The sequence below is a fragment of the Chroococcidiopsis sp. CCALA 051 genome (assembly GCF_003015105.1).
Classification (GTDB): domain Bacteria; phylum Cyanobacteriota; class Cyanobacteriia; order Cyanobacteriales; family Chroococcidiopsidaceae; genus Chroococcidiopsis; species Chroococcidiopsis thermalis.
The window spans coordinates 1-15,389 of sequence record NZ_PYCI01000149.1 but is presented as its reverse complement, the minus strand read 5'-3'; the positions used below and the strand labels follow the sequence as shown (position 1 = coordinate 15,389).

Below are 15,389 nucleotides of genomic sequence, written 5' to 3'. Positions count from 1 at the left end.
GGACAAGGGAGATAAGGGGGATAAGGGAGACAAGGGGGACAAGGGAGCAACTACCAACTACCAACTACCAACTACCAATTACCCATTACTCACTTAAGAGATTGTTAATTGCCAAGAGCAATTCGTTTAAGTTTACTGGTTTATGAAAGTAACCGTCAGCCCCTTGTTGTAAAGCACGGCGACGAGTTGCCATATCTGCTTCAAATGAAAGAAACCAAATAGGTATACTAGCTGTAATCGGTTCATCACGCAACTGTCTTAAAATTTCGTATCCATTTTGTTCTGGCAGCTCCAGTTCGCAAATAATTAAGTCTGGCTGTTCTCCTCTGGCTAATTGTAAGCCCGAGCGACTATTATCTGCGGTCAAAACCTGAAAGTTATTCAAGGCGAGAAAGTCAGAAATTAATAGTAGAGAATATGCATCATTATCAATTACTAGAATTTTCCTCACTGCTATCTCGCGATAAACTTCATCTCAGAACAGAATTGGTATTTACCCCAACTAATTTGGAGATTTTGACTGCAATCCCCAGTAGTTCGTAGTAATTACGGACTTGTTTTTACAACTTTGTAACGCTATAACTTTTGTCCTACAGTATCATATTATACCTGAACTTTACTAAACTAACTTTTCTAGTAATGTATAGACAGTCCAAATCTATCAGCAGTTCAGGTGCTATAATGGATTGCTTCAGATTTTCATCCGCTTTAAACTAGTAATAAACTTCACAAAGAGCGTGGGTAAATTCTCTTCTACACGGATGCGATCGATTAGATGATAAACAACGCGGCAATTACGATGAGTTGATGTAGCAGTCCGATTGGTACATTAGAGCGATCGCGCTGTCAGAAAGGTAGCTAAACAGCTTACGATCGAGAATAGAGACGCTTATGGGGAAACACTGCATGGATACGAAAGCTTTTAAACGATCGCTCCAACACTCGGAAAACTACCATCGTAAAGGGTTCGGTCATGAAGCTGAAGTTTCTGGGATGTTGCAGTCGGAATATCAAAGCAATCTGGTGCAGCAAATCCGAGATAACGGCTATACTCTGCAACAAGGTGACGTAACGATCCGCTTAGCAGAGGCATTTGGTTTTTGCTGGGGGGTAGAACGAGCTGTAGCAATGGCATACGAGACGCGCCAACATTTCCCCACGCAGCGGATCTGGATCACCAACGAAATCATCCACAATCCCTCTGTTAACCAGCGATTGCAGGAAATGCAGGTTGGGTTCATTCCAGTTATCGCCGGAGTTAAAGACTTTTCAGTTGTGGAATCGGGAGATGTGGCGATCCTACCCGCTTTTGGGGCTAGCGTGCAGGAAATGCAGCTGCTTCAAGAGAAAAATTGCAAGATTGTCGATACGACTTGCCCTTGGGTTGCTAAAGTCTGGAATACTGTCGAAAAGCACAAGAAAAGCGAGTATACCTCGATTATTCACGGCAAGTACGATCACGAAGAAACAATTGCCACCAGTTCTTTTGCAAATAAGTATTTAGTCGTGCTAAACATGGCACAAGCCGAATACGTGTGCAATTACATCTTGAATGGTGGTAATCGCGACGAATTTATGGCAAAATTCAGCCGTGCTTGTTCGGCAGGATTCAACCCCGATACCGATCTCGAAAAAGTTGGGATTGCCAACCAAACTACCATGCTCAAAAGCGAAACCGAGCAAATCGGTAAACTATTCGAGCGCACGATGATGCGAAAGTACGGTCCCGATACACTCAACCAACACTTTATCAGCTTTAACACCATCTGCGATGCTACCCAAGAACGGCAAGACGCGATGTTTCAATTAGTTGAAGAAAAGTTAGACCTGATGGTCGTCATTGGTGGTTTCAACTCTTCTAACACGACTCATTTACAAGAAATCGCGATCGAGCATCAAATTCCCTCTTATCACATCGACAGTGCCAACCGAATCGGTACAGCGAATCAGATCGAGCATCGCTTACTCAGTGGCGAGATTGTCGCTACAGAAAATTGGTTGCCCAGTGGCAAAATTACCGTAGGTATTACCTCTGGTGCTTCCACACCCGATAAAGTTGTGGCTGACGTGGTAGAGAAGATTTTTGCGCTCAAAATGTAGAGACGTTACGTGTAGAGACGTTACATGTAACATCTCTACAATGCGGACGTGCTAACTCGATATACACAACGCCGTCCGCCTGCAATTAAATGTTCGGTACGGGCGATCGCCACGTCTTCACCTAGAGTCGATTGAAAGACTTCTAGTTCTTGGCTGCACAGTCCCGTGCAAGCTGTGGCGGCAGCACAGATCGGGCAGTGGTTTTCAATTAATAGAAATGAGCCATCTGAGAGAGATTCAACGTTTGCCATGTACCCCTCGTCGGTGCGTAGGTTCGCTAGGGCTTCTAGCCGCTGCTGAATACTGCTAGTGGTATGAATCTGCTCTCGATATGCTTCAATTTGTTGGCGAGTTCTAATTTCTAGCAACCGTTCTAATCCCTCCGATCCAAAAGCTTCTGTGACTGAATTTATCAGGCTTAGCGTTAACTCGGCATATCCATGAGGGAAAAAGCGGTCTGCTGCGGGTGTGAGTTGCCACAATTTTGCCGGACGACCCATCGCCCGTTGTTCTTCCTGATAGGTAACTAGTTGCTCTTTTTGTAATGCATATAAATGTTGACGCACTGCCATTGCTGAGATGCCAAAATGAGAGGCAAGCGCCGCCGCATCCATCGCCCCCTCTTGTTTTAGTAGCTTAACAATCGCTCGTCTTGTACGAATGTTTTGATTTTGTGACTCGGTTTTCATGGGGATAAGGGCAGGAGGCAGAAAATAAAAAAAAGTCTTTACAAAGTTGGTTTTGTCTTTTAAACTCTAGTTTATAACGAAATATCTTTAGAAAGTGAAGGCAAGTACGGATTTCGTATTGCATGATTTACGTGATTTTAAAAGATTTTGCCAAATAGGATTGCTGGCGATCGCAATTCAGATGGTAGGGGCTGGTAGGGGCGCACAGGTGGGCGCCCCTACCATCTAAATTCCATCTGTTATTCGGAGTCAAAAGGATGAATAGAGAAATTCAACGCATCAATCCAGTCGGGTTATATAACTTTTGATTTTTGCCCCAAACATGGAACACCTCTAGAGAGTGACTTGCCTGTGACAAAGCACACAGTTTCAGGTGTCAGCTGCAAAATATATTTGTGAAGAACTACAAACTGAATTTTCAGTTTTTCTGTCTTGTTTGGAAAAACTGTATTTAAAAATACAGTTTTTCCATTTTAATTATGCGTTAGCTGAAACGACAAAACTATTAACTAATAATCCTTCTAAAATCCAAAGTCTCAAATCTAAAATTTACAATGTTAGGATTCATTCACAAAATATTCACAGCTTTTTTTTAGAGTCAGAGGTAATTCTGTAACGATCGCAATACATCTTCACACTTAGGTAACACAGGGTCAAGGAAAGTTGAATACGCACCTCCCGAAATCAGCAGCAACCAACCAAACTTGGAGTCAGCGATTTGAAACGGCTTTGCATCCCGCGATCGCCCGTTTTAACGCTAGCATTGGCTTTGACATCGAATTGATTGAATACGACCTGACAGGTTCGATCGCTCATGCTCAAATGCTGGCGCATACAGGTATTATTACCCAAGAGGAAGCGCAACAACTGGTATCGGGTTTAGAACAAATTCGCCAAGAATATCGTAACGGACAGTTTACGCCTGGAATTGAAGCAGAGGACGTGCATTTTGCGGTAGAACGACGCTTGACAGAAATTGTAGGCGATGCAGGGAAAAAACTGCATACAGCGCGATCGCGCAACGATCAAGTCGGTACGGACATTCGCCTTTACCTGCGTCACCGAATTCAAGAAATTCAAGCTCAAATTGAGCAAATGCAAACGGTTTTGCTCGATTTAGCAGAACAGAATATAGAAACGCTGATTCCTGGCTATACTCACTTACAACGCGCTCAGCCTCTAAGTTTAGCTCACCATTTGCTAGCATATTTCGAGATGCTGCAACGGGATAAAGAAAGACTTGGTGATGTCTATAAGCGAGTGAATATTTCTCCTTTAGGTAGCGGTGCGTTAGCTGGAACTACCTTCCCTATCGATCGCCATTACACGGCGAAATTATTAGAATTTGATGGAGTTTATGCTAACAGCTTAGATGGAGTGAGCGATCGCGATTTTGCCATAGAATTCTTAGCAGCAGCAAGCATCATTATGGTGCATTTGTCGCGACTATCTGAAGAAGTAATTTTGTGGGCATCAGAAGAATTTAGTTTTGTCAAACTCAAAGATAGCTGCGCGACTGGTTCTAGTATCATGCCGCAAAAGAAAAACCCTGACGTGCCGGAATTAGTACGGGGTAAAACTGGGAGAGTTTGCGGACATTTACAGGCATTATTGGTACTGATGAAAGGTTTACCTTTAGCTTACAATAAGGATTTACAAGAAGATAAAGAAGCGTTATTTGATGCCGTTCGTACCGTTAGAGCAAGTCTGGAAGCAATGACAATTTTGTTTGCTGAAGGATTGGAGTTTCGGACTCCGCGCCTCGCTCAAGCAGTAGCAGAAGACTTTTCTAATGCTACAGATGTCGCCGATTATTTAGCTACAAAAGGCGTACCATTTCGGGAAGCTTATAACTTGGTAGGTAAGGTCGTCAAAACCTGTATCGCCACAGGCAAACTTTTAAAGGATTTAACTTTAGCAGAATGGCAAGAATTACATCCAGCATTTGATACTGATATATACCAGGCGATCGCACCCCATCAAGTCGTTGCTGCCCGTAATAGTTACGGAGGTACGGGATTCGAGCAAGTACGAAAAGCAGTGGCAACAGCACGGACGAGAATGAGCGAGTTGTAGGGGCGAGTTTGGAAACCCACCCTACGTGAGTCAGGAGTCGGGCTAAAACATCCAACTACCAATTATCCATTACCAACTACCAATTACCCATTACCAATAAAAACATCATTTTAGGACTAGTCTATGGATGGCAACCGTATGAATCGAGATCTACATAATACAAATACTATTGAATCAGTGAATTCCTACGTGGAACCTAGATGGCTAGTAGAAGAAAGAGATGCGTGTGGAGTTGGACTGATTGCTCAACAGCAAAATATTCCCAGCCACGGTATTGTGAATGCAGCACTCAAAGCATTGGGATGCTTGGAACACCGAGGTGGATGCAGCGCCGATAACGACTCTGGTGATGGTTCGGGAATTTTGAGCGCTATCCCGTGGGAACTGTTTCATGCTTGGATGAAACAGCAAAATATTGCCATTCCATCGCAGGAAAACACGGGAATTGGAATGGTATTTTTACCCCAAGAACCACAACAAGCCCAAACTGTTAGAGAAGTCGTCGAACAAGTTGCAACTACTGCTGGACTAACAGTCTTGGGTTGGCGAGTCGTCCCCGTGAAGCCGGAGATTTTGGGCGTTCAAGCACGGGAAAACCAACCGCAAATCGAGCAAATAATTGTCAGTTCCGAGCTAACAGGTGAAGAACTGGAACGTCAACTCTATATTACCCGCCGTCGCATCGGTAAGGCGATCGCGCAACAAACTCAACTTCAATGGTCGGAACACTGTTATATCTGTTCCTTCTCCTGCCGCACCATCGTTTATAAAGGTATGGTACGCGCTGAGGTATTGGGTGAATTTTACCAAGATTTAACGAACCCTGCTTATCAAAGTGCTTTTTGCGTTTATCACCGCCGCTTCAGCACCAATACCTTACCCAAATGGCCCCTTGCCCAACCGATGCGCTTGTTGGGACATAACGGCGAAATTAATACGCTACTGGGTAATATCAACTGGATGCGGGCGAGACAAGCTGACTTGAACCACCCTGTATGGCAAGGGAATTTGGATGCTTTGAATCCAATCGTACAGCTCGATAATAGCGATTCTGCTACCTTAGACAACGTATTTGAATTGCTGGTGCGTTCCGGTCGCAGCCCCTCGGAAGCCTTGATGTTGATGGTTCCCGAAGCTTACCAAAATCAACCAGAACTAGCACAATATCCTGACATTGTAGACTTTTACGAATACTTCAGCGGTATCCAAGAAGCTTGGGATGGTCCCGCCTTACTCGTATTCAGCGATGGTAAAACTGTAGGAGCTACACTAGACCGCAACGGCTTACGTCCGGCGCGATATGTCGTGACTAAAGATGGAATGCTGGTGGTTGCTTCTGAAGCTGGAGTTGTAGACCTGAAGGAAAGCGAAATTATTGAAAAAGGCAGACTCGGACCAGGACACACCATTGCTCTAGACTTAAACGAAGGTAGTATCCTCAAAAACTGGGAAATCAAACAGCGCGTCGCCAAAGCACATCCATATGGTGAGTGGCTGAAACAATATCGCGTGGAACTAGGGAGTCGGGAGTCGGTAGGGGCGGGTTTGGAAACCCGCCCGTACGGGAGTCGGGAAAACGGTAATGGCTCTACCCCACACACACCCTACACCCCACACCCCTACTCAGACAGACCAACTCTCCTGCGCCACCAAATCGCCTTCGGTTTCAGCAGCGAAGATGTAGAAATGACAATTCAGCCGATGGCGGCGGAAGGGAAAGAACCGACATTTTGTATGGGTGATGATATCCCCTTAGCCATCCTTTCAGGAAAGCCGCATCTGCTGTACGACTATTTCAAACAGCGGTTTGCCCAAGTGACTAACCCCGCGATCGATCCGTTGCGGGAAAGCTTGGTAATGTCGTTAAAAGTAGAATTGGGCGCTCGTGGTAACTTGCTCGACCCGCAAGCGGAAGATGCCCGACGCTTGCTGTTAAATTCTCCCGTATTACAGCAGGCAGATTTGGAGGCAATTACTCAATCTGGTTTTGAGTGCGCCACGCTTTCGACGCAGTACGACATTGCTACGGGACCCGCAGGATTGGCAAAAGCTGTAGAAAAGTTACAAGCTGATGCGGTTGCATCTGTCAAAGCTGGCAAGCAAATTTTAATTCTGAGCGATCGCACGCCCAATCCAATTAGCGCTGAAACTAGCTATATTCCACCCTTGCTGGCAATAGGAGCCGTACACCACCACCTGATCAAGGCTGGACTAAGGATGAAAGCCTCGCTGGTCGTCGATACGGCACAATGTTGGAGTACCCATCACTTTGCCTGTCTGATTGGTTACGGTGCATCTGCTGTATGTCCTTATCTCACCTTAGCCGCAGTGGAAAGTTGGCATGGCGACCCGAAGACCCAGCAGATGATGGAGCGGGGTAAAATGTCTAGTCTGACATTACAGCAAGCCTTAGCTAACTACCAAAAAGCGGTGGAAGCAGGGATTCTGAAGATTCTATCCAAGATGGGAATTTCGCTGCTATCGAGCTACCAAGGAGCGCAAATCTTTGAGGCGATCGGCATCGGACACGATTTACTCGCGATTGGATTTTACGGCACGACATCGCGTTTGGGCGGTTTGAGCGTTGAGGAATTGGCAAGCGAAGTGCTATCCTTCCATACTCGCGCCTTCCCAGAAGTGACGGTGAAGAAGCTGGAAAACTTCGGTTTCGTCCAGTACCGTCCAGGGGGCGAATATCACATGAATAGCCCCGAACTGGCGAAGGCTTTGCACAAAGCTGTTGCTAGTCCAGAGAATCAGGATCATTACAACATTTACAAAAAACACCTGCAAAACCGTCCGTTAACCGCTTTGCGAGACTTACTCGACTTCCAATCCGATCGCAGTCCCATTCCAGTTGAGGAAGTCGAACCAGCTAGCGCTATTGTCAAGCGCTTCTGTACGGGTGGCATGTCTTTGGGTGCTTTGTCAAGGGAAGCGCACGAAGTATTGGCGATCGCCATGAACCGGATTGGTGGTAAATCTAACTCTGGTGAAGGCGGAGAAGATCCAGTTCGGTTCAAGGTTCTAGAAGATGTGAGCGAAGGGCGTTCCTCGCTGCTACCGCATCTCAAGGGTTTGAAAAACGGCGACACAGCATCCAGCGCGATCAAACAGGTTGCTTCCGGTCGATTTGGCGTGACACCAGAATATCTGATGAACGCCAAGCAGATCGAAATTAAAATCGCTCAAGGGGCAAAACCAGGCGAAGGCGGACAACTTCCAGGCAAAAAAGTTAGTCCATACATTGCCCTGCTGCGCCGTTCTAAGCCAGGAGTCACTTTAATTTCGCCGCCACCCCACCACGATATCTATTCGATTGAAGATTTGGCGCAGCTAATTTTTGACTTGCACCAAATTAATCCCAAAGCCCAAGTTTCAGTGAAATTGGTAGCAGAAATCGGCATTGGGACGATCGCGGCGGGGGTAGCGAAAGCCAACGCTGACATCATTCAAATTTCCGGTCACGATGGTGGAACGGGCGCATCCCCCTTAAGTTCAATTAAACACGCGGGTACGCCGTGGGAACTGGGACTGACGGAAGTGCATCGATCGCTGATGCAAAATAGCCTGCGCGATCGCGTCATCTTGCGGGTTGATGGCGGAATTAAGAGCGGTTGGGACGTGTTAATGGGTGCGTTAATGGGAGCAGAAGAATTCGGCTTCGGTTCGATCGCCATGATCGCCGAGGGTTGTATCATGGCAAGAATCTGCCATACCAACAATTGCCCTGTGGGTGTTGCTTCCCAACGGGAAGACTTGCGCCAGCGTTTCCCAGGGATTCCAGAACACGTTGTCAACTTCTTCTTATTTATCGCGGAAGAAACGCGCAGCTTATTGGCACGGTTAGGATATCGTTCTCTCGATGAAATTGTCGGTCGCGCCGATTTGCTGAAAGTTAGAGAAGAAGTGCGCTTGACCAAAACGCAAACTCTCAACCTCGACTGCATTACCAAATTACCCGATACGAAAAGCGATCGCGCTTGGTTGTCACACGAAAACGTCCACAGCAACGGACACGTACTGGATGACGAAATTCTTGCCGATCCAGAAATCCAAGCCGCAATTCAAAATCAATCTGCCGTGAGCAAAACCTATAATGTCGTTAATACCGACCGTACCGTAGGCGCGAGAATTGCAGGGGCGATCGCTTCCCTTTACGGCGATGATGGTTTTGAAGGACAACTCGACCTCAACTTTACGGGTGCAATAGGACAGAGTTTCGGTGCATTCAACTTATCGGGAATGACTTTGAAACTCGTCGGGGAAGCCAACGACTACGTAGGTAAAGGGATGCATGGTGGTGAAATTGTCATCACGCCTCCTCCAGAAGCTAACTATGCAGCAGCTGATAACGTTATCGTCGGTAACACCTGCTTGTATGGGGCGACGGGTGGAGTGCTTTTTGCTAACGGAATCGCAGGCGAGCGTTTTGCAGTCCGTAACTCCAAAGGCGTTGCAGTCATTGAGGGTGCGGGCGATCACTGTTGCGAGTACATGACTGGTGGTACGATTGTCGTCTTGGGCAAAGTTGGTAGGAATGTCGGTGCGGGAATGACGGGTGGATTAGCTTACTTCCTTGACGAAGAGGAGAATTTCCCTGAGTTAGTCAACCACGAAATCGTCAAGCTGCAAAAAGTCAGTTCGCCTGCGGGAGAACAACAGTTACGCCAGCTGATTCAAACGCACGCCGAACGCACAAACTCTGCAAAAGCGCAAGCTATTCTAGCGAATTGGTCGGAATATTTACCTAAATTCTGGCAAGTCGTACCACCTTCTGAAGCTGATACGCCGGAGGCTGTTGTGGGTAAAGAGTTGAGTTCTGTTAATTAAGGGAGTCGGGAATCGTAGGGGCGGGTTTGAAAACCCGCCCGTACAAGAGTCGGTAGGAGTTCTGCGTTTGAAGTTGAAGATCTCGATCCCCCCTAGCCCCCCTTAACAAGGGGGGGAACCAATAGCCCCCTTTTGAAGGGGGTTGGGGGATCTCCAAAAACTGTGCATTTTAACCGATGTCTATTGCTGTCCAACCTGACGGGGTAACTCGACGTAAAATGTCGCGCCTTCACCTAGTTTACTTTCAACCGAAATTTTTCCTCTCATCATCTTGACTAGGGAATCTGTAATTGCTAATCCCAGTCCCGTACCTCCATGCTGGCGGGTTAGAGTTTGGTTCCCTTGGCGGAATGGTTGAAAAATCGATTGCAAGTCTTCTGGATCAATACCAATTCCCGTATCTTCTACCGCGATCGCAATCCGGTCTGAACCTAATTCCCACACCCTAACTTCAACCTTACCCACTTCAGTAAACTTGATGGCATTCGATAGCAAATTGAGTAAGATTTGCCGCAGGCGAACGCTGTCATTAGTAATTATGGAGGATTGAATAGCAAACGATCTCTGTAACTCCAAATGCTTCTGCTCGGCTAAACAGTGCATTTCTTCTGTTGTTGCTATAACTAAATCGACGACATTTAAAGGCTCTAATTTTAGAGTCAGCTTGCCAGCCTCAACTTTAGAAAAGTCGAGAATATCCTCAATTAAAACTAACAAATGCCTTCCACTACTAAGGATACGCGACACCATATTTTCTTGGTTGTGAGGCAAGGCACTTTGAGTCTGACGCAGTAATAACTGAGAAAACCCCACGATCGCATTTAAGGGACTGCGTAGCTCGTGAGACATAATTGCCAAAAAATGCGCTCTCAGCTTTGCGGCTTCTTGTAATTGCAAGTTTTGCAGTTGAATGGTGCGAATCGTTGCTTCCGCCTGTTTGCGGGCAGTGATATCTCGGATCAGCCACCGCCATCCCATAGGAATACCACTTGCATTGTACATGCTTGATACCGTCACGGCAGCATCAAAAGCTACAGCATGGCGCGGACAAATTGTCAGTTCCCATTCTTGCATCTGTTGCATTTGAGACATTTTTTGCAACTGAGTGCGAAAAACTTGTCGTTGGTCGTAGGGAACGTAGCTAATCAGAGGTTTACCGACTAAGAATTGCTGTGGTACGTTGAGTAGCTTTGCAGCAGCGCGGTTAGCTTCGCGAATTTTTCCCGTTGCATCTGTCACAATGTAGCCATCGGGAGCAAACTCGAATAAGTCTAGATAACGCTGGCGCTCGATCTCAATTTGATTCTGAGCGATCGCCAATTCTTGATTTTGGGCTAATATTTCTTCTTCTGCTACATGCAATTCCTCTAGAGTTATCCTTAATTCTTCTAGCGATTGTTCTAGCAATTCTGCCCGTTGCTCTGGCGATGCTACTTTAGTGCGCTTGTATAGTTGGGCTGCCTGTTTATATGTGGTTTCTATTTTTTGATTAAATAGCCTCGCGTCCATTTTACACCTCCACCAATCGAGATTGCAGCAGCGGGTTGACCATATATTGTATGGCGATCGACCTTTGAACTAAACCTATCCCTCTAAGGGTAGAAACAAGGTAGTGCTTTGACTTGAGATTAACGGTGGTGTGAAATAAAACAGCGGGCAACAATATACACATGGTTTTTAAAAAAATTCTGTCAAAATTGCTGTTTTTTGGTAATTTTAACTAATCGACTGGCTTGAATTGGTGAAATCAGGTATTATTTTTAACGCGAAGGTTTTGATGCAAATGCAATATTTCAGCAATAACATTAATATAAGTTAAGGAATGCATGTACGCTAGCCAACATTATTTTCTTTTCACTTTTATACTGCTATTCACTAAAAAAATAGCTAATAAAGTGATTCTCTCAAACCTACTGAAAGGAAGAGAATAACTCAGTCAAAAGCTTTATTTATAGCCTTTTTCAATTCGATGAAATACAAGATCTGTAGGGGCGCACAGCTGTGCGCCCCTACGAATGTATCGCATCATAACGAGAATCGCTATAAACAGTTATCAGTTGTCAGTTATCAGTTGTCAGTTATCAGTTATCGAGGAGTCACTGGTCACTGACCCTTGTTCTTCCATCAACATGATGACCCCGTGAATTCCTTGCCGATAATCCATTAAAGGGGTGAGAGTGACTTTACATTGGATCGCCTTACCGCGCCGATTGATTGCATCTAGAAACACTTCAATAGAGCGAGATTCTCCCGCTAGGCAAGAGCGAATTTGCTGTCGCATCTGCCCGACTGGTAGACCGATATCCAAGTTTAAAAAATGTTGTCCTTCAACTTCGTTACTGCGCAAGCCCCATAGATCTTCAGCTTTATTATTCCAAACTTGGACTTGCAGTTCGCGATTCACGACTACCACTCCACCGCGAAGACTGGTGAGGATCGACTCTAGAAAGGCGTTGACTTGATTCAGTTCCTCGCTGCGCAATCGCAGTTCTTCATTAATTGTCTGCAATTCTTCGTTGGAAGATTGCAGTTCTTCATTCATGGTTTCCAATTCTTCATTAGTCGATTGCAGTTCCTCGTTCGTTGTCTCCAGTTCTTCATTAGAAGATTGCAATTCTTCGTTGGTTGTCTCTAATTCTTCATTGGTTGACTGTAATTCCTCATAAGCCATTTCCAATTCTTGATTGGAATGTTCTAGTTCCTCTTGCAACCGCCGAGAGCGACTGACATCGATAAAAACAATGCTGCATCCCAGTATTCTCCCGTTAATGTCTTGCAGGAGCGATATTTGTACGTCAAAATACAAAGTCTCTCCAGAGGCAGAAATCCACTCTACCTCTGTTTGGTTGACAGCACGCCGTTCGGCATAGGCTTGCTCGATCCGAGAACGCAGTTCTAGAGGGCGGTAAGAAATTTCCAGGTCTTGCAGCGGACGACCCAAATCTCTAGGGTGAATGTTAAATAAGTTGCGGGCGCGTTCGTTAGCTAATGTGAGTAGTCCATTGACATCGATCGCGATCTGAGCGGTGGGATTGAGGTCGAATGCTGTATCCCGAATGCGGACGTGGCTCGCTAAATAATTGGCTTCGTCATCGACGTGATTGTTACCCATAAGCAACAAGCGATCGCGCATATTTCCTTTAGGGACTTTAATGAAAATTCGTCGCTTCAAATCGACTGGCGTGAAAGAATCGCCGTGACTGAGTAACATTTCTGCTTTACCTAAAAATAAGAAGCCAGCATCATTTAAAGCAAAGTGAAAGCGGGCAATAATTCTCGATTGAGCTTCAGCATTGAAATACATCAACGTGTTGCGACATAACAACAAGTCAATGCGGGAAATAGGTGCATCTTGTAACAAGTCATGACGACCGAAAATTACCGAACGGCGGAGGTCTTTACGAAAAGTATAAAAACCGTTGGAACCCTCAAAATAAAGTTCTAACATTTCCGGCGGAACGGAACTCACCTCTCGTTCGTTGAAAGTAGCGTGACGGGCTTGGTTGAGCGCTTCTTCATCCACATCTGTCGCATAAATTTTGACGCGCTGACGCAACTGCTCGATGCCTACTGCTTCAGCCATCACCATTGCTAAAGTGTAAGCCTCTTGTCCCGAAGCACAGCCAGCACTCCAAATCCGAATTGGTTCTGTAGGTTCCTTGCGGGCAGTAATTCGAGGCACAATTTCTGTCGTCACGTAGTCCCAGGTAGCGCGATCGCGAAAAAAGGACGTGACATTGATCAAAATTGTGTTGAACAAAAGGACGAATTCCTCTGGCGCTACCTCTAGGCGATCCATGTAATCGCTGAAGTTCTCAAGGGCGAGTGCCTGCATTCGTTTGCGCACTCGCCGCATCAAACTAGAACGCTTGTAACCTGTAAAATCAAATCCGCGATTGCGTTTAATGTAGTTAATTAATGCTTCAAACTCAGCATTCGCCTCAGCCGTCATTCCTCATCCCTCATCCCTTCACCTCAACTGCAACTAGTTTTACTAAGGTAGGGGCAATCTCGTTTAAAGGTAAAACCAGATCGACAACGCCAGTATTAATGGCTGCTTCTGGCATTCCCCCAAATTCAGCACTTTTGTAGTCTTGAACAATTACAGTCCCGCCCATTTCTGCAATTGCCCTGACTCCCATTGCACCATCGCTACCCGTACCCGTCAAGACAACTGCGATCGCCTGCTGTTTAAAACTAGCGGCTACCGATTCAAAGAGTAAATCTGCTGAAGGACGGACAAAATGTACGAGTTCTGAATGAGTCAACGACAAGCTACCATCTGCATTGACCAGTAGGTGATGGTCTGGCGGCGCAATATAAACTGCTCCCGATCGCAAATTATCTCCCGCTCGGACTTGTACGACGGGCATTTTTGTGCGACGGCTGAGAATATCCGCCATCATGCTAGGGTAGTGAGGGCTGATGTGCTGAACTACAGTAATAGCAGCTGGAAATTCTGTTGGTAATGCCGATAGAACTTGGCTCAGGGCATTCAATCCTCCAGCAGAGGCACAGATCGCTACAACTTTCTGAGGCAGCGAGGAGGAGTCTTCCACGGCAGGATATTTCATTTCTGCTTCAGGAGTACCTCCTGCGGCTGCACTACTCTGCGATCCTACCACCTGTCCATTCGCTGTAGATGTGTCGCTGCCATCACTTCCGTTTCTCAAGATCAGTTGGCGCACTAAAGTCGCCTGGTGATGTGCGGTTCGCGCTTGTTCTCCAAACCGTTTAGCAGAATAAGTTTGCTGGCGATCGCGGGCGCGGTTTCCCAATCGCTCTGTCAGGGCAGCTTTTTCTTCTAATGCCCGCAGTGCGTTCCACAGTGCGTCTTCCAATGACTCTGACTGAGCGGCAAGCAAACTATCTGTAGAGTAAGCGTGACCCGTGCGACAGCGGAATCGGACGAGCTTGCCTTCATCCAGTTCCCACAGCACGCCACCGCAATCTGGACAACCATATGGGGAGGGTCTGCCAGGGCGATCGGGGTTCTGCATCGCATTTAACTCTAGTTCTGCCATGTCAGCCTCCATTTCCATATCATCAGATACGGTTGTTGTTTCTGTGACTACAGGCTGGTTCGCCAGCTCTACAAGCAAGGCTGCCATCTCTGCCAAGGGTAAAATGCGATCGACTTCTACATTTTCAATTGCACTGCGGGGCATTCCCGAATACATTGCCTCTTCAGGGTCTTGGACGATCGCCATGCCGTCTCGTTGCTTCACTGCCATCAATCCTGCTGTCCCGTCATCTAGCGTCCCCGACAAGACCACACCCACAACCCGTTGTCCGTATGCCCGTGCTGCCGAGCGAAACAGTGGGTCTACCGCAGGGCGATGACCGTTTTCTTTGGGACCGCGAGCTACAGTAATCGAGCCGCGTTTGACGAGCAAGTGGCGATCGGGTGGTGCGACATAAATTTTGCCATATTCGATCGGCTCGCCATCTTCAGGATGTAATGCCTTGAGTGAAGATTGTGGCTGACGCTTGGCGATCGCCCGATTGAGAATTTTTGGTAGCACGCTATAACCTTCAGAGGGAACGTGCAGCACGACAAAAATTGCCGCTGGAATATCCAACGGTAAATGGCTCAGCAGTTGAGACAGAGCTTCTACCCCACCAGCAGAAGCACCGATTACAATTATGTCGTGTCCAGGCATTGGTTAATTAGGGAGTAGGGAAGAGGGA

Annotated in this window: 8 protein-coding genes; 3 read left to right on the top strand and 5 right to left on the bottom strand. The window is 46.5% G+C overall.

Annotated features, from left to right (window positions below; genetic code table 11):
* Window positions 1-85 precede the first annotated feature (85 nt).
* Complete coding sequence (locus C7Y66_RS25940) at window positions 86-451, bottom strand: PleD family two-component system response regulator (protein ID WP_015155466.1); 366 nt, start codon at window positions 449-451, stop codon at window positions 86-88.
* A gap of 455 nt (window positions 452-906) precedes the next feature.
* On the opposite strand from C7Y66_RS25940, the gene C7Y66_RS25935 reads away from it, so the two are divergent.
* A complete protein-coding gene (locus tag C7Y66_RS25935) occupies window positions 907-2,100 on the top strand; it encodes a 4-hydroxy-3-methylbut-2-enyl diphosphate reductase (protein ID WP_106547805.1) in 1,194 nt (397 codons plus the stop codon).
* Between the two features lie 35 nt (window positions 2,101-2,135).
* On the opposite strand, the gene C7Y66_RS25930 is transcribed toward C7Y66_RS25935, so the two are convergent.
* Window positions 2,136-2,789, bottom strand: coding sequence for a metalloregulator ArsR/SmtB family transcription factor (locus C7Y66_RS25930; RefSeq protein ID WP_106547804.1), 654 nt, complete (start codon window positions 2,787-2,789; stop codon window positions 2,136-2,138).
* A 663-nt stretch (window positions 2,790-3,452) separates the two neighbouring features.
* Between C7Y66_RS25930 and argH the strand changes: the two genes are divergently transcribed.
* Window positions 3,453-4,865: an argininosuccinate lyase gene (argH, locus tag C7Y66_RS25920; RefSeq protein ID WP_106547802.1), complete on the top strand. Its 1,413-nt coding sequence runs from the start codon at window positions 3,453-3,455 to the stop codon at window positions 4,863-4,865.
* Window positions 4,866-4,988: 123 nt separating this feature from the next.
* Complete coding sequence (gene gltB, locus C7Y66_RS25915; protein WP_106547801.1) at window positions 4,989-9,698, top strand: glutamate synthase large subunit; 4,710 nt, start codon at window positions 4,989-4,991, stop codon at window positions 9,696-9,698.
* 180 nt (window positions 9,699-9,878) lie between these two features.
* On the opposite strand, the gene C7Y66_RS25910 is transcribed toward gltB, so the two are convergent.
* The 3 genes from C7Y66_RS25910 to C7Y66_RS25900 form a co-directional block, all read right to left on the bottom strand.
* Window positions 9,879-11,207 (bottom strand): ATP-binding protein, encoded by a 1,329-nt coding sequence (locus C7Y66_RS25910; protein ID WP_106547800.1) that lies wholly within the window; start codon window positions 11,205-11,207, stop codon window positions 9,879-9,881.
* Between the two features lie 565 nt (window positions 11,208-11,772).
* Window positions 11,773-13,650 carry a CheR family methyltransferase gene (locus tag C7Y66_RS25905; protein WP_106547799.1) on the bottom strand — a complete coding sequence of 626 codons (1,878 nt, stop codon included), beginning with the start codon at window positions 13,648-13,650 and terminating at the stop codon, window positions 11,773-11,775.
* 10 nt (window positions 13,651-13,660) lie between these two features.
* Window positions 13,661-15,361, bottom strand: coding sequence for a chemotaxis protein CheB (locus tag C7Y66_RS25900; protein ID WP_106547798.1), 1,701 nt, complete (start codon window positions 15,359-15,361; stop codon window positions 13,661-13,663).
* Between the last annotated feature and the right edge of the window lie 28 nt (window positions 15,362-15,389).

Excerpts from the sequence above, each read along its gene's own strand:
- C7Y66_RS25905 (WP_106547799.1), bottom strand. The coding sequence starts at position 13,650 with ATGACGGCTGAGGCGAATGCTGAGTTTGAAGCATTAATTAACTACATT.
- C7Y66_RS25900 (WP_106547798.1), bottom strand. The coding sequence starts at position 15,361 with ATGCCTGGACACGACATAATTGTAATCGGTGCTTCTGCTGGTGGGGTA.
- C7Y66_RS25935 (WP_106547805.1), top strand. The coding sequence starts at position 907 with ATGGATACGAAAGCTTTTAAACGATCGCTCCAACACTCGGAAAACTAC.
- gltB (WP_106547801.1), top strand. The coding sequence starts at position 4,989 with ATGGATGGCAACCGTATGAATCGAGATCTACATAATACAAATACTATT.
- C7Y66_RS25910 (WP_106547800.1), bottom strand. The coding sequence starts at position 11,207 with ATGGACGCGAGGCTATTTAATCAAAAAATAGAAACCACATATAAACAG.
- C7Y66_RS25930 (WP_106547804.1), bottom strand. The coding sequence starts at position 2,789 with ATGAAAACCGAGTCACAAAATCAAAACATTCGTACAAGACGAGCGATT.